The sequence below is a fragment of the Marivita cryptomonadis genome (assembly GCF_002115725.1).
Lineage (GTDB): Bacteria > Pseudomonadota > Alphaproteobacteria > Rhodobacterales > Rhodobacteraceae > Marivita > Marivita cryptomonadis.
Genome location: NZ_JFKD01000005.1, coordinates 210,472 through 227,493 on the forward strand (window position 1 = coordinate 210,472; position 17,022 = coordinate 227,493).

Below are 17,022 nucleotides of genomic sequence, written 5' to 3' on the forward strand. Positions count from 1 at the left end.
TGATGGCGGGTGGGCTCTCGGGCTTTGCCCATCGCCCCACCCGCCATCCCGCAAGGCGCATCTGACGGCCGCCTGTTTGCGGATGGGTTCAGGCGGGTTTGCATATTTGGAAAAAGAAGAAGAAGGACAGACCATGAGCGCTCGGATCATCGACGGAAAGGCCTTTGCTGCGACAGTGCGCGGGAAGGTGGCAGATCACGTGGCCCGGTTGAAATCCGATCACGGCATCACGCCGGGACTGGCGGTTGTGCTCGTGGGTGAAGACCCGGCAAGCGAGGTCTATGTCGCGGCCAAGCATAAACAAACGGTCGAGGTTGGCATGGCATCGTTCGAGCACAAGCTGCCTGCGGACGTGTCCGAGGCTGATCTGTTTGCCCTGATCGACCAGTTGAACGCAGATCCCAATGTGCATGGCATCCTGTGCCAGTTCCCGGTGCCAGATCATCTGGATGAACGTGCTGTTGTCGCGCGGATTGATCCGGCCAAGGACGTGGACGGGTTGAGTGTGGTCAACGCCGGTCTTCTGGCCAGTGGCGAAAAGGGGCTGGTGTCCTGCACGCCGCTGGGGTGTCTTATGCTGCTTCGCGACCAGATCGATGCCATGTCGGGGCTGGACGCCGTTGTGATCGGGCGGTCAAACCTGTTCGGCAAGCCGATGGCGCAATTGCTGCTGCAGGAAAACTGCACCGTGACCATCGCACATTCGCGTACCAAGGATCTGGCGGCTGTCTGCCGTCGTGCGGATATTCTTGTTGCAGCGGTGGGCCGGGCCGAGATGGTCAAAGCCGACTGGGTCAAGCCCGGTGCGACTGTGATCGACGTGGGCATCACCCGCATCCCGCATCCCGATAGACCGGGCGCGACCAAGCTATTGGGTGATGTTGATTTTGCGCAGGTGTCCAAGGTCGCTGGCGCGATTACTCCGGTGCCGGGCGGGGTGGGGCCGATGACGATCGCCTGTCTGCTGGCCAATACCCTGACCGCATGCTGCAGGGCGCTTGGGGTGACAGAGCCCGAAGGCCTTACAGCATAGGGAGACGCCGGGCGCTTGCCCGGCTTTTCTATTTCTGGGCCTTGGGCAGTACGCAAAGCATCTCAAACAGCAGGTTCGATGCGATCAAGGCAGTGTTGCCCGTGATGTCGAACGGTGGCGACACTTCGACCAGGTCCCCGCCGACAAGGTTTAACCCTGCGCAACCCCGCACGATTTCCAACGCCTGCCACGTGCTGAGACCGCCCATCTCGACCGTGCCTGTACCCGGGGCAAAGGCGGGATCGAGACTGTCGATGTCATAGCTGAGATAGACTGGCGCATCGCCGATCTTTTCGCGGATGTCTGCCATGAGCGGGGCCAGCGATTTGTACCAGCATTGTTCGGCAGGGATCACCGTCCAGCCCTGATCGCGCGCCCAGTTCCAGTCGTCCGGTGAATATCCTGATCCGCGCAGGCCGATCTGCCAGACCTTGTTGTTTTGCAGGCAGCCTTCCTCCCATGCGCGGCGGAAGGGGGTGCCGTGGGCTTCTTTCTCGCCGAACATTTCGTCGCTGGTGTCTGCATGAGCGTCGACATGGATTAACGCGACAGGCCCGTGCTTTTCCTTGATCGCGCGCAGGATCGGCCATGTCAGAGTGTGATCGCCGCCTAGTGTCAGGGGGATCGTGCCGTGTTCCAGAATCTCGCGGTATTTGTCGGTGATGATGCCGATGGTTTTTTTCAGATCGAAGGTGTTGACCGCGACATCGCCAATGTCCGCCACCTGCATACATTCGAACGGTGCCGCGCCGGTCGCCATGTTAAAAGGGCGGATCATGCGGCTTTCTTCACGGATCTGGCGTGGGCCTAACCGGGTGCCAGGGCGGTTCGATGTGCCGTGATCCATCGGGATGCCGACAAAACAGGCGTCGAGTCCCTCAGCCGTGGGTTGCGCGGGCAAGCGCATCATTGTGTTGGGGCCAGAAAACCGGGGGGAGTCGTTGCCGCCTAAGGGCTGATTGTATGTCGGCATTTACTACTCCTTCAAAGGTCGACAGGCATCATGGTGCCGATGAGACAGGCGATATGGCGCTCGGTGCCATCGGTTTCGGCATAGACATCAGAGGCCACAACGATCAAGCGGCGTCCGGGTTTGATCACCCGGCCACGGGCGATCAGACGATCGCCAATGGCCGGGGCCAGCAAGTTGATTTTAATCTCTGCGGTGACAACTTCCTGATGGTCGGGGATCAGGGTCAGGGCGGCATAGCCTGCTGCGCTGTCGCCGATGGAGAAGGTCAGACCGGCATGACCAAAGCCCTGCTGCTGGCGAGACCCCGGCAGAATCGGGGCAATGATTGTCACAGTGCCTTGGCCGGTTTCGATCAGTTCGGCGCCGAAGGTGGCCATCATGGATTGACTGTCAAAGCTGGCTTGAATGCGGGGGTTCGTAGTCATGCGAAACAGTGAGCATGCCGCGCAGGTCAAGACAAGAGGGCGCGGCCTGGCATAGGGATTTTACACGGCGTCGGCCCGGTCAGGATGGCTTCAGCCGTGGGGGACATCAGGCGTGTCAGGGCAGGGTCGTGGCTGTGTAACCCGCCGGTGAAGGCACCATAGGCGGGAAGGATCAAACGAGTTGTATCAAACAGGAAACACGGGCGCGTCAGAGCCCGGCCTCTTAGCGAGAGCGTGGCTTTGGGGTGGTAATGCCCCGAGACCTCGCCCGGTATTGGGGTGGTTTCTGCGATATGGCGAAAGGTGAGTGGGCCGACCGTGAGGCTGTGCCGGTGTGTGCCGCCAAGCTGAACGGGACCGGGGTCGTGGTTGCCTTCGATCCAGACCCAATCAACACCCGCTTGCAGCGTTGTCAGGGTCAGGAGGTCGGAGTCGGGCAGGGCTGTTTGAAGCGTCGGTGCATCAAAGCTGTCGCCAAGACAGATCACGCGGCGAGCATCGGTGCTATCAAGGTCGTTGGACAGACGCGTGAGTGTTTCGGTTGTTTCATACGGCGGCAGTTGCGCGCCACCAAAGCGAGCGGCACGAGCGGATTTTCCCAAGTGCAGGTCGGATACGACAAGCAGGGTTTGCGCCGGCCAATAAAGCGCGCCCGAGGGTAGGGCGTGCAAGGTTTCGGAGCGAAAAGAAAACTCTAGCGTGTTCATGATTTGTTCATCGCCCGACCGTAGGCTATTGGCAAGGGCCAATGGCCCCTGTCACAGCATGGCGGGCACCACCTGATCGGGCGGGCGGTGTCCGTCGGCGAATGTTTTGACGTTGATGATGACTTTCTCGCCCATCTCTAGGCGGCCTTCCTGGGTGGCCGACCCCATGTGGGGGAGCATGACAACATTCGGCATGTTGCGCAGTTCGGGATTGCCGCGATGGCCGTGTTCGTAGACGTCAAGGCCTGCGCCTGCCAATTCGCCTGTCTTGAGCATGCGGGTCAGGGCATTTTCGTCGATCACCTCTCCGCGCGAGGTGTTCACGATCACTGCGCTGGGTTTGAGCAGTTTCAAACGCCGTGCATTAAGAAGGTGAAAGGTCGACGGCGTGTGCGGGCAATTGACGGATAGAACGTCCATACGTGCGACCATCTGGTCGAGGCTTTCCCAATAGGTCGCTTCAAGCGCGTCTTCTATTTCGGGACGCAGGCGGCGCCGGTTGTGATAGTGGATTTGCATGCCAAACGCCTTGGCGCGGCGGGCAACGGCCTGTCCGATGCGGCCCATGCCAAGGATTCCCAAACGGCGTCCACCCAGACGACCACCAAGGAATGCGGTCGGGGCCCAGCCTTGCCAATCGCCGGTCTGCATAACGCTGAGGCCTTCCTGAAGGCGGCGTGTGACGCTCAGCATCAGGGCAAGCACCATGTCGGCTGTGTCTTCAGTGACGACACCGGGCGTGTTCGATACAAGAATGCCACGGCTGCGGGCGGTGTCGACGTCGATATGATCAACGCCAGCGCCGAAATTAGCGATCAGGCGCAGACGCTCTCCGGCTTGGCCGATCAGGCCCGCGTCGATCCGGTCTGTGACAGTTGGAACCAGAACATCCGCCTCTTTCACCGCCTCTATCAGTTCGGCTTGCGTCATCGGCGCGTCACTGTCACGAAGACGGACGTCGAACAGTTCTTTCAGGCGCGTTTCGACGGCGTCCGGCAAACGTCGCGTGACGACAACACTCAGACGTTTTGATGACATGCTTTCGCTCCCACTACTTCCCCGGCGTGTCAGGTTTTGGCACAGTGTCCCAAAGCCGCGGCAGGCACAAGAACCTGCCGTGAAAAACCAAAAAACCAAGCAAATTGAGGCGCATCACATGAGCTGGCTTTCGTTCCGGACGTTGACGGGCAAATCCGTGGCCGTTGCATTGATCGTGGGGATGCTAAGTGCTGCGCCTGCGGTCGCTGCAGAACGTGGATCGGTGACCAATCTGCCGCTGCCGCGCTTTGTTTCAATGAAGGCCAGCGAAGGCAATGTGCGCCGCGGGCCTTCGCTGTCCCATCGAATCGACTGGGTCTACAAGCGCCGCAACATGCCCCTGCAGATCACAGCCGAACACGGCCATTGGCGGCGGGTGCAGGACCGCGATGGCGCGGGCGGCTGGGTGCATTACTCGCTGCTTTCGGGTGTCCGCACTGCGATTGTCGAAGTTGACTTGCTCAACCTTCATGCACGGCCGGACCCGGCGTCGCCTGTCAACGCGCAGCTGTCCTTGGGTGTTGTGGCCGAACTGCGCCAATGCCAATCCGAATGGTGTGAACTCTCGGCCGGTGGTTACCGCGGCTGGGCGCGGAAAGGCGCCTATTGGGGGGTCCAGCCGAACGACGTGTTCGAATAGGCAGCCTGCGGTCGGGCGGATCAGGCTGCCCGATGAATCAGGATCGCGGCTTCGGATGACGACAGGTTTCGGCGGGCATAAGTGCCATAGCCTTGTGGGTTGTATTCAACGTCAGGCAGCATCTCTTGCAGACGCACCCGGTCAGACGCGTCTAGCGTGGACAGGGCGGCATTCGCGGGGTGGAAGCTCTCTGATTCAACACCGTTTGCAAACAGGATCTCATGCTGCGGCAAGAGCATGTGGACATAGGTGATCTCGCGCACGTTCAGGTCGACTGACACTCGGTCGTGGTCCACAAGATCGCGGGCGGCCACCAGAACCTCGGGCGTGTTGAAAAGGTCCATTGCGACGCGGCCCTTGATCAGCATGCGGTGTTCCGGAGAGACCAAGAGGTCTTCGTCAGGTTCATCAAGCCCAAACAGCCCGGCTCGGATACGGATCGGGCGTAGTCTCGGCATCGCAAAGAGCCGGGCTCCGCTCATCCGGCGTTGTCCCATCCATTGGATCGGCTGTGCGCCGTTGTCCTTGGTTTGGACGTGGTCACCTTCGCGCAGGTCTTCGATCAGCTTGATGCCATCCGGTGTGAGTATGCGGGTGCCGGGGGTAAAGCAGATCACCGCACCTTGGTGTTCTGCCTCGCTTTGGGTGATGACGTTGGTCAGGGACGCGTGCACAACCCACAAATCACAATTGCGGGGTGGCAGCGCGTTGAAGAACATCAACAAAGGCGGTTTGCGGGTCCCGGACTCGATCATCGTGGCGGTATATGTGCTGTGACCATCGGTCAGCACGAAACACTTGTCAGCAACCGGATGGTCAATCGAGACCGTTGTCAGATCATTGGTCTGTTCGATGGCCGCACCAACCAGCCGCCGCACCATGCGCGCGGCACGTTTGCGTCTGTCTGCCTCACCCTCTGCATCGTCCAGTCGCAGCAGATCGTTGGGGCCATCGACGCGGACGGCCTCACCTTCCCAACCCCATGTCACACCGACCTTCAGGAAATCGACCGGAGCCGACTGAAGCGTGTCTATAGTTGTCTGCGACCAGGAGATGACGAACGTGCCATTGTAAGCCGTTCCCATATTCCTGTATGCCTGCTCTCTTTAGTTTTATTTTTTATCTAAAGATTAACTGTCGTTGAAAACGTTTGCAGGCAAAATTTCGCCGTGCCGCAGCAAGGCGGTAAATTAGTTGAGTACCGTGATTCTTGAGCAACGGATTACGTTGCGGAAGCGTTATTCTGCAGGGTTGAAACCGACGATCAGTTGGCGAAGTCCAAGGGCGGCGCCTGCGAAAATGGCAAGAAACGTCACTGGCGCGCTGAAGGCGAGCATCGAAAACGCGCTGATCCCTTGGCCGACTGTGCAGCCCAATGCGATCACCGCCCCAGCGCCCATAAGTGCCGCGCCAAAGATTTGACGGCGCAATTCGCGTGGGTCTTCGCAGGCTTCCCAACGAAAATGACCTTTGATCAGAGACCCGATGAACGCGCCGAACCAGACACCTGCGACAGACCCAACAGCAAAGCTGATAGGTTGCGCCGACCCGATCATCCACCACATGATGCTTTCACCCAATGGTGCGGCAAAGCTGTGCGAGACCACCGGAAGCGCTTCGAACCCGGTGTTTGCAACCCACGATGTGCCTGCCCAGCCACTGATGATGGCGATGCCGACGACACCAGCCCAGAGAGCTGACTTGGGGCTTTCCGCAAAGGCGCGTGAACTGACCGAGAGGACCAGCAAGGCCAGTCCGATGGTCAGCCCAATAGCGGTCGAGGACATACCGGTCCAATTGGCGGTCGCGTGTGCGATTCCCGGTGGCACATCGCCCGGAAGGACTGGGCTTTGTGGGAAAAGCATACCACGCAGAGGGGCCAAAGGGCCGCTGAGGACGACATAGGTCGACACGCCCATCACCAACACGATGACAAAGCTGCGCAGATCACCGCCGCCCAATCGAGCCACCGCGCCGTAGCCACAATTGCCCGCAAGCGCCATGCCATAGCCGAACATCAACCCGCCGATGACAGAGGCCCATGGCAGCCAGTTGATCGAGAGGTAATAGGTTGTTCCTGCCTCGACGATTCCCGCGCCCATCAGGCCGAAACTGCCGATAATCGCCGTGCCGATGGCGATGCCCCACATCCGGATGCGCGTGTCTGATCCGCCGTAAAGCAAGTCTTCGATTGCGCCCAAGGTGCAGAAACGGCCCAGTCTGGCGGCCAGCCCCAGAAGGACACCTCCAAACAATCCGACAGCGGCCACAAGAATGTGCTCCGGAACGCTCTCCAGCATGTGCTGTCCTCCCAAGACAGGCTCCCTTGGCAAGTATGCGATCAGCGCGATGTGAGAGCAAGGAAAGAGTGAGGCGCGAACTCAGTCGTCTTTGCAGAAAAGATCATAGACGCATTCCAGCATCTTGCGTGGCCGGTCGTCAGCGAGGCGATAGTAGATGGTTTTGCCGTCGCGTCTGGGGATGACCAAACCTTCAAGCCGCAACCGGGACAGTTGTTGCGATACCGCAGCCTGACGGGCAGCCAGCAGCTCTTCGAGCTCGGTCACGGATTTTTCACCGGTCACAAGGTGGCACAGGATCATCAGGCGACCTTCGTGGCTGATCGCTTTCAGGAAGTTCGACGCAGTTGTGGCCTTGTCGACGATACGGTCGAGTTCGTCTTCGTTCAGATCTGGACTGAGCTGGGGAAGTGCCATGCCGTGCCTCTAGTTCCTGACCGTTTCAGTCCCGGTGGACGTTGCGAAATCCGTATTGTCCTCCAGCAGCTTTGTCAGCAGCGGCCAGAAGAAGTCTTCGCCGGGATACCCTTCGATACGTGCCTGTTCTTGGCCGTTGTCTATCAGAACAAATGTCGGTGTGAAAAGCACGCGGCGCGCGTAAGTGATGCCTTCGGGTGGGCCCTGACGCAAATCTGCCCGAATAAGAGGCGCAAATTTGCCTTCATCCGTCTTGGGATAAGCAGGACCGATTTCCGCATCCCAACGTTCGCAATAGATGCAGCCCGGCTGTTCGACCATCACCAGGTACGGCTCGGCCAAGGCCGTCGCGGGCCATGTCGGTCCAACCAAGACAGCAGCGGCAAGCGCAAGAGCATTCAGGGCATTCATCATTCACCAATTGACGGCGTCATAACAAAACACTTAATTTGAATATGTGAATAATTCAAGGAATCTCCGTCCATGTTCGATATTTCTTTCGCGGGCGCGGCTCTTGCGGGGATCCTGAGCTTCTTTACGCCCTGCATCCTGCCGATGGTGCCGTTCTACCTGTGCTACATGGCCGGGATTTCCATGAATGAGCTCAAGGGCGAAGAAGACGTACCGCAAGGGATCGCATGGAACCTCGTTTTGTCAGCGTGTTTGTTCGCGCTCGGCGTTACCACGATTTTCGTATTGCTTGGCATGGGCGCAACAGCCGTTGGCCAGGCCTTTGCAGATTTCCGTGAACCTTTGCGCTATGTAGCGGCGGCGGTGTTGCTCGGGTTTGGTCTTCACTTTCTTGGCGTTGTGCGAATCCCGATCCTCTACCGCGAAGCGCGGGTCGAGGCGAAAACCGAACCCACCACGCTGGTCGGAGCCTATGTGATGGGCTTGGCCTTTGGGTTCGGCTGGACGCCTTGCGTGGGCCCGGCATTGGCGTCGATCCTGATGATCGCCGGGGGGATGGGGGATATCTTCCAAGGCGGATTGCTCTTATTTGTATACGGGATCGGCATGACCGCACCCTTTGTGGTCGCGGCCTTATTTTCTGGCCCGTTCCTGCGCTGGACGGCCCGCAACCGCAGTTTTCTGGGCTATGCCGAAAAGGTCATGGGCGGCATGTTGATCCTGTTCGCGGTTCTAATCGCGACCGATACTGTGAACCTGATCGCGGATGCCATGCTACGGTGGTTTCCGAATTGGTCATCGCTGGGATGACCGCCAACTGAGGAGGAGGAAGGAAGATGAAACATTTTCTGGGCGGCGCACTGGCGCTTCTGATGGCGCTTCCGGTGGCGGCGGCAGAGCTTGGAGATGATGGTCTGCACAAGCAACCTTGGATGCGCGATACGTTCAAGGACTTGCGCGAAGACCTTGAGGAAGCCAACGCCGAAGGCAAGCGGCTGGTCCTGTTTTTTGAACAGCGTGGATGCATCTACTGCTCGAAGATGCATGAAGAGGTGTTTTCGGACGCGACGGTCAGTGACTTCATCGCAGAGACCTATTTTGTCGTGCAGTTGAACCTGCATGGCGACATCGAAGTCACGGATTTCGACGGCGAAGTCATGTCCGAAAAAGACATGGCCCGAAAGTGGCGGGTGCTGTTCACGCCGAACATCGTTTTCCTTCCCGAAGAGGTTCCGGAGGGCGAAAACGCGCTAGAAGCGTCCGTCGCGGTCATGCCCGGAGCCTTTGGCAAAGGGACAACACTGGACATGTTCACCTGGGTTGCCGAAAAGCGGTATCTACTTGAAGGTGAAGAGGATTTTCAGAGATACCATGCGCGCATGATCCAGGAAAGAAGCAACGGAAGCACGGACTGATCCTGCGACATTCATACTCAATTATTCACTTCTGTGAATTTGTTGTTGCGTGAATCAACGTCTGTGGCCTACGGTATACAAAGCCATATGTCAGCTCGGTCAACGTATCGGGCGGTAAGGGAGGGACAATGAAGCTAACAGGTATTTCCGCAGCTGTCGTGATTTTCGCGACCGCAGCCATCGCCAACCCCATCACTCCGGGCGAGGTTCAATTCGACGAATACGGTGCGATCCAGGCATCTCTGTCCGGTTCGGACGGCGACGCCGCCAGCGGCGCCAAGATCATGACCAGCCGTGGCAAAGGCAACTGTGTTGCATGCCATGCTGTAACCGCGCTGAATGATGCGCCGTTCCACGGCGAAGTTGGTCCGACACTCGACGGCATCGCGGACTATCGCAGCGCGGAAGAGCTGCGCGGCATTATTGCCAACGCCAAGATGACGTTCGAAGGCAGCGTGATGCCCGCCTTCTACAAGACCAGCGGATTCATCCGACCCGGTGATGGTTACACCGGAAAAGGTGCAAAGGAAGAAGACCTGACGCCCATCCTTACGGCTCAGGAAATCGAAGATGTGGTGGCGTTTCTCATGACGCTCAAGGGCAGCTGATCTGCCGTCACTGGATTAGGAGATAAGACATGGATTTCACAAGACGCGAAACCTTGGCACTGGGTGGGGCAGCGGCGCTGACCTTCGTCCTGCCGTTCCGCGCCAATGCAGCGGTTGACGATGTGATCGCAGAATTCACGGGTGGCGCCGCAGTGGGCGACGCAGGTGTGGAACTGACCGCACCCGAGATTGCCGAGAACGGTAACACCGTGCCGATCGCGGTTTCCGCTCCGGGCGCAACCTCGGTTTTGGTTCTGGCCGCAGGCAACCCGACACCCGGCGTTGCAACGTTCAACTTTGGCCCGCTCGCCGCGTCCCAAACCGCCAGCACGCGTATGCGTCTTGCCGGTACGCAGGACGTCATCGCCATCGCCAAACTGGCAGATGGCAGCTTTGCTCGCAGCTCGAAGACCGTAAAGGTCACCATCGGCGGCTGCGGCGGCTAACGGTCAACAGACAGATTTCAGGAGATAAAACATGGCATCCGGTGTAAAACCCCGCGTCAAGGTTCCCAAGTCCGCCTCTGCTGGCGAAGCGATCGTCATTAAGACGTTGATCAGCCACCCGATGGAGTCGGGCCAGCGCAAAGACGGCGACGGAAACCCGATCCCGCGCTCGATCATCAATCGCTTCACTTGCGAATTCAACGGCCAGACTGTGATTGACATCACAATGGAGCCGGCGATTTCGACCAACCCGTATTTCGAATTCGAGGCCACAGTGCCCGAAGCAGGTGAATTCGCGTTCACTTGGTATGACGATGACGGGTCCGTCTACAACGACAACAAAGCCATCACGGTCTGAGCAGAAGCTCCTCCCTGTTCCGGACTTTCGGAGCAGGGGTAATTTTGGGAGGGAACAGAATGAAATATAAGGCACTGACAGCGTTCGCCGCGCTGGCGATTTCGGCCCCGATGGTGTTTGCGGGTGGCGCGGATGACGACACGCTCTCGATCGACGGTCAGGAAATGATCTCGAAAACGGCTGCACCTGCACACATGGCGGAAACCGGCATTGATACGATCATGTCGGGTTGGCACTTTCGTGAAGACGACACGCAAGCCATGCAGATGGACACCTTCGACAATCCCGGCATGATCGCTGTGGATCAGGCGACGGACGCGTGGAACACAGTGGATGGCACAGCCGAAAAATCTTGTGCGTCTTGCCACGAAGGCCCCGAAAGCTTGGCTGGTGTCCGTGCGGTATACCCGAAATGGAACGCCGACGCAGGTGAGATGCGGACGCTTGCGATGCAGATCAACAACTGCCGCACCGAACAGATGGGCGCCGAAGCGTACAAGTACGACAAGGCCGAAATGACAGCGATGGAAGCACTGATCACAGTGCAATCGCGTGGCATGCCTGTGGACGTGGCAATCGACGGCCCCGCCGCCGAATACTACGAAAAAGGCAAGGAAATCTACTACACCCGCTACGGTCAGCTCGAACTGTCCTGCGCGAACTGCCATGAAGACAATTACGGCAACTACATCCGTGCCGACCACCTGTCTCAGGGTCAGATCAACGGTTTCCCGACCTACCGCCTCAAGAACGCGGGTCTGGTGCAGACGCACAACCGCTTCCGTGGCTGTATCCGCGACACGCGCGCCGAGACATATGCTGTCGGTTCGCCGGAATTCGTGGCACTCGAGCTGTATGTCGCATCGCGCGGCAATGGCCTGAGCGTCGAAGGTCCGTCGGTCCGTCAATAATCCCAAGGCCCGCGCCATCACTGGTGCGGGTTTTTTCCACCCAACTCATTCACACATGCGAATGTGTGTCCGGAAATCCAAGAAGGCCCTCCCATGATTTCACGTCGCGATTTCCTTCAGGTGTCGATGGCTGCGTCCGCTTTGGTGGGCGCGTCAGGCTTTGGCAACTGGTCCCGTCTCGCCGCGCAACAAGCGCTGACCCAAGACCAGCTTTTGCAATTCGACACCTTTGGCAATGTCTCGTTGATCCACGTCACCGACATTCACGCCCAGCTCAAGCCGATCTATTTCCGCGAACCGTCGGTGAATATCGGTGTGGGTGACAATCGCGGTGCGGTGCCACACGTCACCGGGGCCGATTTCCGCAAGCTTTACGGCATTGATGACGGCAGCCCTTCCCATTACGCGCTCAGCTCTGGCGATTTCTCCTCCCTGGCCAAGGCTTATGGGCGCGTCGGCGGACTGGATCGCGTGGCCACTGTGGTCAACGCGATCCGGGCCGATCGGCCGGATGCGCTGCTGCTGGATGGCGGTGATACATGGCACGGATCCTACACCTGCTACCAAACCGAAGGGCAGGACATGGTCAATGCCATGAACCAACTGCGTCCCGACGCAATGACCTTCCACTGGGAATTCACACTTGGCTCTGAGCGTGTGCGGGAAATCGTCGAAGGTTTGCCCTTCGCCGCGCTGGGCCAAAACATCTTTGACGCGGAATGGGATGAACCGGCCGAATTGTTCCCGCCCTACCAGTTCTTCGAACGCGGTGGTGTGAAAATCGCGGTCATCGGCCAAGCCTTCCCCTACATGCCGATTGCCAACCCCGGCTGGATGTTCCCGGAATACTCGTTCGGCATCCGTGACGAAAACATGCAGGCTATGGTTGACGAAGTGCGTGCACAAGGCGCCGAATGCGTTGTCTGCCTGAGCCACAATGGGTTCGACGTCGACAAGAGCATGGCAAGCAAGGTCACTGGAATCGACGTTATCTTGACGGGGCACACCCATGACGCGCTGCCGGAACCCGTGCTGGTGGGCGATACCATTCTGATCGCGTCCGGTTCCAATGGCAAATTCGTCAGCCGCGTCGATCTGGACATTCAGAACGGTCGCATGATGGGTTTCCGTCATAAGCTGATCCCGATCTTCTCGGACGTCATCGAACCCGACGCGGAAATGACGGCTGTCATCGACGAACAGCGGGCGCCCTACAAGGCCGAGCTGGAAGAGGTGATCGGCCAGACCGACAGCCTGCTGTACCGCCGTGGTAACTTTAACGGCACGTGGGACGACCTGATCTGTGATGCACTGATGAGCGAACGCGAGGCTGACATTGCCATGTCGCCCGGCGTGCGTTGGGGACCAAGCCTGATCCCCGGCGACGACATCACCCGCGAGGATCTCTGGAACGTCACCTCCATGAGTTATGGCAAAGCGTACCGGTCTGAAATGACTGGCGAGTTCATCAAGATCATCCTCGAAGATGTGGCCGACAATATCTTCAACCCGGACCCCTACTACCAGCAGGGCGGCGATATGGTGCGCATCGGTGGCATGGGCTACCGGATCGATATTGGCAAGCCGCAGGGCGAACGCATCACCGACATGGTGCTGCTCAAGACCGGTGAAGCCATTGATCCGGCGAAGAATTATGTCGTCGCGGGCTGGGCGTCCGTGAATGAGAACACCGAAGGTCCGCAAATCTGGGACGTGGTCGAAGCGCATATCAAAAAGCTTGGCACCGTCACCGTTAAACCCAATGACAGCGTCACGGTCGTGGGCGCGTAACTTAAACCGGAGTATGAGATATGTCTGATATGCTCAAACCCTCCCGCCGTGCGTTCCTGCGGGGGTCTGCTGCGGCTGCGGCGGGTCTGACCGCTGCGGGCGCTGCGCGGGCCAATGGCCCCGATCCGCTGATCACCGAAGTGCAGGACTGGGCCGTCGTCTTTGGCGATGGCGTCGATGCCACGCCCTACGGCCTGCCGATCCAGTACGAAAGCGATGTTGTGCGTCGCAATGTGGAATGGCTGACCGCTGACACCACAAGCTCGATCAACTTTACGCCGATCCACGCGCTGGACGGCACGATCACACCGCAGGGCTGCGCGTTTGAACGCCACCATTCCGGTGCGATTGAACTGCGCAAGGAAGATTATCGTCTTATGATCAATGGCTTGGTGGATACGCCTCTGGTGTTCTCCTATGCCGATCTCGAACGCTTCCCGCGCGAAAACCATGTGTATTTCTGCGAATGTGCCGCCAATACTGGCATGGAATGGGCGGGCGCACAGCTCAATGGCGCACAGTTCACCCACGGTATGATCCACAACATGGAATATACCGGCGTCTCGCTGCGCACCCTTCTGAACGAAGCTGGGCTTGAGGCGGCAGGCGACCTGTCCGACAAATGGGTCTATGTCGAAGGTGCGGATGCATCGTCGAACGGCCGGTCGATCCCGATGGAAAAGGCGCTGGACGACGTGCTGGTGGCGTTCAAAGCCAACGGCGAAGCGCTGCGCAAGGAACACGGCTACCCTGTGCGCCTTGTCGTTCCCGGTTGGGAAGGCAACATGTGGGTCAAGTGGATCCGCCGCATCGAGGTGACGGCGAATGCGGTCGAAAGCCGCGAGGAAACCTCGAAATACACCGACACGCTTGCCGATGGTACAAGCCGTAAATGGACGTGGGTGATGGACGCGAAATCCGTCGTCACCTCGCCAAGCCCGCAAGCGCCGATCACTCATGGCGCGGGTCCGCTGGTCATCACAGGTCTGGCCTGGTCCGGTCACGGTGCAATCACCCGTGTGGACGTGTCAAAGGACGGTGGCAAGACGTGGGAAACCGCCCGTCTGGCCAAGCCGGGCGAGAAGATGGCGCTGACCCGCTTCTACCTCGACACTGAATGGAACGGCGAAGACATGCTGCTCCAGTCGCGGGCGATGGACGAAACCGGATACGTGCAGCCGACCAAAGCGCAGTTGCGCGATGTGCGCGGCTACAACTCAATCTACCACAACAACTGTATCCAGACGTGGCACGTAAAGCCCAACGGGGAGGCAGAAAATGTCGAAGTCTCTTAATCTATTCGGCGGCACCGCACTTGGCACAATCGCTGTGCTGACAATGGCCGTGAATTTTGCCGATCGCAATGTTGCGGGGTTCCCTGAGAACCCGGCGGTTATGACCGCAATCGCGGCTCCTGTCGTGTCAAGCGGAATGGTCAGCGCGGCAAACGCCTCGACCGGGGCCAGCGAAGGCAGGTACGGTCTGGGCCGTCCTGCACTGCCGGAAGAAGTGGCGGCTTGGGATCTGGATGTCAGTCCGGATGGAACTGGCCTGCCTGTTGGGTCCGGTTCAGTCGAAGATGGCGAGATGATCTTTTCGGAGAATTGCGCCGTATGTCACGGCGAATTTGCCGAAGGTGTCGATAACTGGCCCAAGCTGGCAGGGGGCGAAGACACGCTTGCTGACGACGACCCGTTGAAAACTGTGGGCAGCTATTGGCCTTACCTTTCGACGGCTTGGGATTATGTCCACCGCTCCATGCCCTACGGCAACGCCCAAACACTGTCCGATGACGAGGTCTACGCCATTGTCGCGTACATGCTCTATTCGAACTTCCTTGTTGAGGACGATTTCGTTCTGTCGAACGAAAACTTCCTTGAGGTCGAGATGCCCAACGCAGACGGGTTCATTATCGATGACCGTGCGGAGACCGAATACACCATCTGGCGGACTGAGCCTTGCATGGAGAACTGCAAGGACAGCGTCGAGATCACCATGCGGGCAACCGTACTGGACGTGACCCCGGAAGAAGAAGGCGCCGAGGCGGCCTCAGAAGAAGCACCGGTGGTAGAGACCACGGCCGTCACAGAACCGGTTGCCGAAACGGCTGAACCTGAAGCGGTTGCTGTTGCTGCGGCTGCCGGTCCGGACCCCGAATTGGTCGCTGCCGGTGAAAAGGTCTTTGGCAAATGCAAGGCCTGCCATCAGGTCGGTGACGGCGCCAAGAACCGCTCTGGCCCCGCGCTCAATGGCATCGTCGGTGCGGATATCGCCGCGGTTGATGGGTTCAAGTACTCCAAAACCTTGGCCGAGATGGATGGCGCTTGGACACCGGAAACGCTCGCGGCGTTCCTCGCTGATCCTCGTGGCTTTGCCAAAGGCACCAAGATGAGTTTTGCCGGGTTGAAAAAGGAAGAGGATATCGCTGCGGTCACCGCCTACCTGTCCACTTTCGAATAATTAGGGTTTGCGCGGCAAGATTGTATCCTGCCGCGCAAATTCCGTTAAGATGAGCTTTAGACAAAGCTTTAGGACATCTTAATTCACGAGGTCTCATGGCGCATTCTTCCGGTCTGTTCTTATCCGTTATCGGAGGTGCAGCGCTTGTGCTTGGGGTTGCCTATGGATGGACTGCACGGGACTACCGCGCGTCCGAACTGGACGCTTTGACGGACCGCCTTGGGCAGTTGGAACGCAGCAATTCAGACTGGGCGGCAAAGGCCGATCAGGCCTCGTCTCTCGAAGCCAGGCTGTCCGAGTTGGAAACCGAGCTTGCCGCTGCAGTGAAAGCTGCGGAAGATGCGCAACAGGCGGCTTTGGCACCCGTTGCAACCGTTGCAGACCCTTTGCAACAGCCTGCAACAAATCCCGTCATAGCCGATGCTTCTGCGTCGGAATTCGGAAATCCCGCGCGCGGCGAAGAAGTGTTTGCGCAATGCCGGTCCTGTCATCAGATCGGACAAGGCGCGACTGACCGGATCGGGCCGCATCTGAACGGCATTTTCGGCCGCCGCGCCGGGGCGCATGATGGGTTCCGATATTCGGATGACATGCAGATGATGGGGGCGGATGGCCTCACATGGGAGATCGAAACCCTCGATGCCTATCTCGAGAACCCCAAAGCACTGGTGTCGCGCACCCGGATGAATTTCGCGGGCCTGAAAGACTCACAGGACCGTTCTGACATCCTCGCTTACCTGCGCCAATTCTCGGCCAGCCCCCAGAACATTCCTGAAGCCGCGCCCACAGCACAGGCGCGCGAGGTCGAACTTGCGCCCGAGGTTCTGGCCATTGTGGGTGATACGGATTACGGCGAATATCTCGCCAGTGAATGCAAGACCTGCCACCAGCAGGATGGATCGGACCGGGGTATCCCGTCGATCACGCAATGGCCGACCGAAGATTTCGTCGTCGCCATGCATGCATATAAAAGACAGATCAGACCGCACCCGGTGATGCAGATGATGGCATCCCGGTTGTCGGACGAAGAGATTGCCGCGCTGGCGGCATATTTTGCCAAAGCCGAATAAAGTCCGGAAGAGACAAGTT

General features: G+C 58.8%; 20 protein-coding genes. 12 read left to right on the top strand and 8 right to left on the bottom strand.

The genetic code is table 11. From position 1 onward, the window contains the following. Nucleotides 1-133: 133 nt before the first annotated feature. Nucleotides 134-1,033: a bifunctional methylenetetrahydrofolate dehydrogenase/methenyltetrahydrofolate cyclohydrolase FolD gene (gene folD, locus MCRY_RS07820; protein WP_085628974.1), complete on the top strand. Its 900-nt coding sequence runs from the start codon at nucleotides 134-136 to the stop codon at nucleotides 1,031-1,033. Nucleotides 1,034-1,061: 28 nt separating this feature from the next. On the opposite strand, the gene speB is transcribed toward folD, so the two are convergent. Genes speB through MCRY_RS07840 form a run of 4 tightly spaced genes read right to left on the bottom strand, consistent with a single transcriptional unit; the run spans nucleotide 1,062 to nucleotide 4,176 of the window. Then, nucleotides 1,062-2,006, bottom strand: a complete 945-nt coding sequence (speB, locus tag MCRY_RS07825; RefSeq protein WP_085628918.1) for an agmatinase — start codon at nucleotides 2,004-2,006, stop codon at nucleotides 1,062-1,064. Between the two features lie 11 nt (nucleotides 2,007-2,017). Further along, entirely contained in the window at nucleotides 2,018-2,431 is a 414-nt protein-coding gene (locus tag MCRY_RS07830; protein WP_085628919.1) for a PaaI family thioesterase, read from the bottom strand. A 26-nt stretch (nucleotides 2,432-2,457) separates the two neighbouring features. Continuing rightward, entirely contained in the window at nucleotides 2,458-3,138 is a 681-nt protein-coding gene (gene pdeM / locus MCRY_RS07835; RefSeq protein WP_085628920.1) for a ligase-associated DNA damage response endonuclease PdeM, read from the bottom strand. Nucleotides 3,139-3,189: 51 nt separating this feature from the next. Further along, nucleotides 3,190-4,176 carry a 2-hydroxyacid dehydrogenase gene (locus MCRY_RS07840; protein ID WP_085628921.1) on the bottom strand — a complete coding sequence of 329 codons (987 nt, stop codon included), beginning with the start codon at nucleotides 4,174-4,176 and terminating at the stop codon, nucleotides 3,190-3,192. Between the two features lie 118 nt (nucleotides 4,177-4,294). On the opposite strand from MCRY_RS07840, the gene MCRY_RS07845 reads away from it, so the two are divergent. Continuing rightward, on the top strand, nucleotides 4,295-4,816 hold the full coding sequence (locus MCRY_RS07845; RefSeq protein WP_085628975.1) for an SH3 domain-containing protein: 522 nt from the start codon (nucleotides 4,295-4,297) through the stop codon (nucleotides 4,814-4,816). 20 nt (nucleotides 4,817-4,836) lie between these two features. On the opposite strand, the gene MCRY_RS07850 is transcribed toward MCRY_RS07845, so the two are convergent. From MCRY_RS07850 to MCRY_RS07865, 4 genes are all read right to left on the bottom strand, one after another. Then, nucleotides 4,837-5,901 (bottom strand): Hint domain-containing protein, encoded by a 1,065-nt coding sequence (locus MCRY_RS07850; RefSeq protein ID WP_085628922.1) that lies wholly within the window; start codon nucleotides 5,899-5,901, stop codon nucleotides 4,837-4,839. Between the two features lie 153 nt (nucleotides 5,902-6,054). Continuing rightward, nucleotides 6,055-7,116 (bottom strand): YeeE/YedE family protein, encoded by a 1,062-nt coding sequence (locus MCRY_RS07855; RefSeq protein ID WP_085628923.1) that lies wholly within the window; start codon nucleotides 7,114-7,116, stop codon nucleotides 6,055-6,057. An 81-nt stretch (nucleotides 7,117-7,197) separates the two neighbouring features. Further along, nucleotides 7,198-7,533 carry an ArsR/SmtB family transcription factor gene (locus MCRY_RS07860; protein WP_085628924.1) on the bottom strand — a complete coding sequence of 112 codons (336 nt, stop codon included), beginning with the start codon at nucleotides 7,531-7,533 and terminating at the stop codon, nucleotides 7,198-7,200. A gap of 9 nt (nucleotides 7,534-7,542) precedes the next feature. Next, complete coding sequence (locus MCRY_RS07865) at nucleotides 7,543-7,947, bottom strand: thioredoxin domain-containing protein (RefSeq protein ID WP_085628925.1); 405 nt, start codon at nucleotides 7,945-7,947, stop codon at nucleotides 7,543-7,545. A gap of 69 nt (nucleotides 7,948-8,016) precedes the next feature. Here MCRY_RS07865 and MCRY_RS07870 point away from each other — a divergent pair, with 69 nt between their 5' ends. The 10 genes from MCRY_RS07870 (at nucleotide 8,017) to MCRY_RS07915 (ending at nucleotide 17,003) form a co-directional block, all read left to right on the top strand. Further along, a complete protein-coding gene (locus tag MCRY_RS07870; RefSeq protein ID WP_085628926.1) occupies nucleotides 8,017-8,754 on the top strand; it encodes a cytochrome c biogenesis CcdA family protein in 738 nt (245 codons plus the stop codon). Nucleotides 8,755-8,780: 26 nt separating this feature from the next. After that, a complete protein-coding gene (locus tag MCRY_RS07875) occupies nucleotides 8,781-9,359 on the top strand; it encodes a thioredoxin family protein (RefSeq protein ID WP_085628927.1) in 579 nt (192 codons plus the stop codon). Nucleotides 9,360-9,487: 128 nt separating this feature from the next. Next, nucleotides 9,488-9,967: a sulfur oxidation c-type cytochrome SoxX gene (soxX, locus tag MCRY_RS07880; protein ID WP_085628928.1), complete on the top strand. Its 480-nt coding sequence runs from the start codon at nucleotides 9,488-9,490 to the stop codon at nucleotides 9,965-9,967. 29 nt (nucleotides 9,968-9,996) lie between these two features. Further along, nucleotides 9,997-10,413 carry a thiosulfate oxidation carrier protein SoxY gene (soxY, locus tag MCRY_RS07885; protein ID WP_085628929.1) on the top strand — a complete coding sequence of 139 codons (417 nt, stop codon included), beginning with the start codon at nucleotides 9,997-9,999 and terminating at the stop codon, nucleotides 10,411-10,413. A gap of 31 nt (nucleotides 10,414-10,444) precedes the next feature. Then, nucleotides 10,445-10,771, top strand: a complete 327-nt coding sequence (soxZ, locus tag MCRY_RS07890; RefSeq protein WP_085628930.1) for a thiosulfate oxidation carrier complex protein SoxZ — start codon at nucleotides 10,445-10,447, stop codon at nucleotides 10,769-10,771. 59 nt (nucleotides 10,772-10,830) lie between these two features. Beyond that, nucleotides 10,831-11,682, top strand: a complete 852-nt coding sequence (soxA, locus tag MCRY_RS07895; protein WP_085628931.1) for a sulfur oxidation c-type cytochrome SoxA — start codon at nucleotides 10,831-10,833, stop codon at nucleotides 11,680-11,682. Nucleotides 11,683-11,775: 93 nt separating this feature from the next. Continuing rightward, entirely contained in the window at nucleotides 11,776-13,473 is a 1,698-nt protein-coding gene (soxB, locus tag MCRY_RS07900) for a thiosulfohydrolase SoxB (protein ID WP_085628932.1), read from the top strand. A gap of 20 nt (nucleotides 13,474-13,493) precedes the next feature. Beyond that, a complete protein-coding gene (gene soxC / locus MCRY_RS07905) occupies nucleotides 13,494-14,768 on the top strand; it encodes a sulfite dehydrogenase (protein ID WP_085628933.1) in 1,275 nt (424 codons plus the stop codon). Then, a complete protein-coding gene (locus MCRY_RS07910) occupies nucleotides 14,752-15,933 on the top strand; it encodes a c-type cytochrome (RefSeq protein ID WP_085628934.1) in 1,182 nt (393 codons plus the stop codon). The genes soxC and MCRY_RS07910 overlap by 17 nt, the downstream gene beginning before the upstream one ends. Nucleotides 15,934-16,346: 413 nt before the next feature. Continuing rightward, nucleotides 16,347-17,003, top strand: a complete 657-nt coding sequence (locus tag MCRY_RS07915; protein WP_244897892.1) for a c-type cytochrome — start codon at nucleotides 16,347-16,349, stop codon at nucleotides 17,001-17,003. The last annotated feature ends 19 nt before the right edge of the window (nucleotides 17,004-17,022 follow it).

What these genes read in the sequence shown, in the direction of transcription:
- folD (WP_085628974.1), top strand. Translation starts at nt 134, where the DNA reads ATGAGCGCTCGGATCATCGACGGAAAGGCCTTTGCTGCGACAGTGCGC.
- speB (WP_085628918.1), bottom strand. Translation starts at nt 2,006, where the DNA reads ATGCCGACATACAATCAGCCCTTAGGCGGCAACGACTCCCCCCGGTTT.
- MCRY_RS07830 (WP_085628919.1), bottom strand. Translation starts at nt 2,431, where the DNA reads ATGACTACGAACCCCCGCATTCAAGCCAGCTTTGACAGTCAATCCATG.
- pdeM (WP_085628920.1), bottom strand. Translation starts at nt 3,138, where the DNA reads ATGAACACGCTAGAGTTTTCTTTTCGCTCCGAAACCTTGCACGCCCTA.
- MCRY_RS07840 (WP_085628921.1), bottom strand. Translation starts at nt 4,176, where the DNA reads ATGTCATCAAAACGTCTGAGTGTTGTCGTCACGCGACGTTTGCCGGAC.
- MCRY_RS07845 (WP_085628975.1), top strand. Translation starts at nt 4,295, where the DNA reads ATGAGCTGGCTTTCGTTCCGGACGTTGACGGGCAAATCCGTGGCCGTT.
- MCRY_RS07850 (WP_085628922.1), bottom strand. Translation starts at nt 5,901, where the DNA reads ATGGGAACGGCTTACAATGGCACGTTCGTCATCTCCTGGTCGCAGACA.
- MCRY_RS07855 (WP_085628923.1), bottom strand. Translation starts at nt 7,116, where the DNA reads ATGCTGGAGAGCGTTCCGGAGCACATTCTTGTGGCCGCTGTCGGATTG.
- MCRY_RS07860 (WP_085628924.1), bottom strand. Translation starts at nt 7,533, where the DNA reads ATGGCACTTCCCCAGCTCAGTCCAGATCTGAACGAAGACGAACTCGAC.
- MCRY_RS07865 (WP_085628925.1), bottom strand. Translation starts at nt 7,947, where the DNA reads ATGATGAATGCCCTGAATGCTCTTGCGCTTGCCGCTGCTGTCTTGGTT.
- MCRY_RS07870 (WP_085628926.1), top strand. Translation starts at nt 8,017, where the DNA reads ATGTTCGATATTTCTTTCGCGGGCGCGGCTCTTGCGGGGATCCTGAGC.
- MCRY_RS07875 (WP_085628927.1), top strand. Translation starts at nt 8,781, where the DNA reads ATGAAACATTTTCTGGGCGGCGCACTGGCGCTTCTGATGGCGCTTCCG.
- soxX (WP_085628928.1), top strand. Translation starts at nt 9,488, where the DNA reads ATGAAGCTAACAGGTATTTCCGCAGCTGTCGTGATTTTCGCGACCGCA.
- soxY (WP_085628929.1), top strand. Translation starts at nt 9,997, where the DNA reads ATGGATTTCACAAGACGCGAAACCTTGGCACTGGGTGGGGCAGCGGCG.
- soxZ (WP_085628930.1), top strand. Translation starts at nt 10,445, where the DNA reads ATGGCATCCGGTGTAAAACCCCGCGTCAAGGTTCCCAAGTCCGCCTCT.
- soxA (WP_085628931.1), top strand. Translation starts at nt 10,831, where the DNA reads ATGAAATATAAGGCACTGACAGCGTTCGCCGCGCTGGCGATTTCGGCC.
- soxB (WP_085628932.1), top strand. Translation starts at nt 11,776, where the DNA reads ATGATTTCACGTCGCGATTTCCTTCAGGTGTCGATGGCTGCGTCCGCT.
- soxC (WP_085628933.1), top strand. Translation starts at nt 13,494, where the DNA reads ATGTCTGATATGCTCAAACCCTCCCGCCGTGCGTTCCTGCGGGGGTCT.
- MCRY_RS07910 (WP_085628934.1), top strand. Translation starts at nt 14,752, where the DNA reads ATGTCGAAGTCTCTTAATCTATTCGGCGGCACCGCACTTGGCACAATC.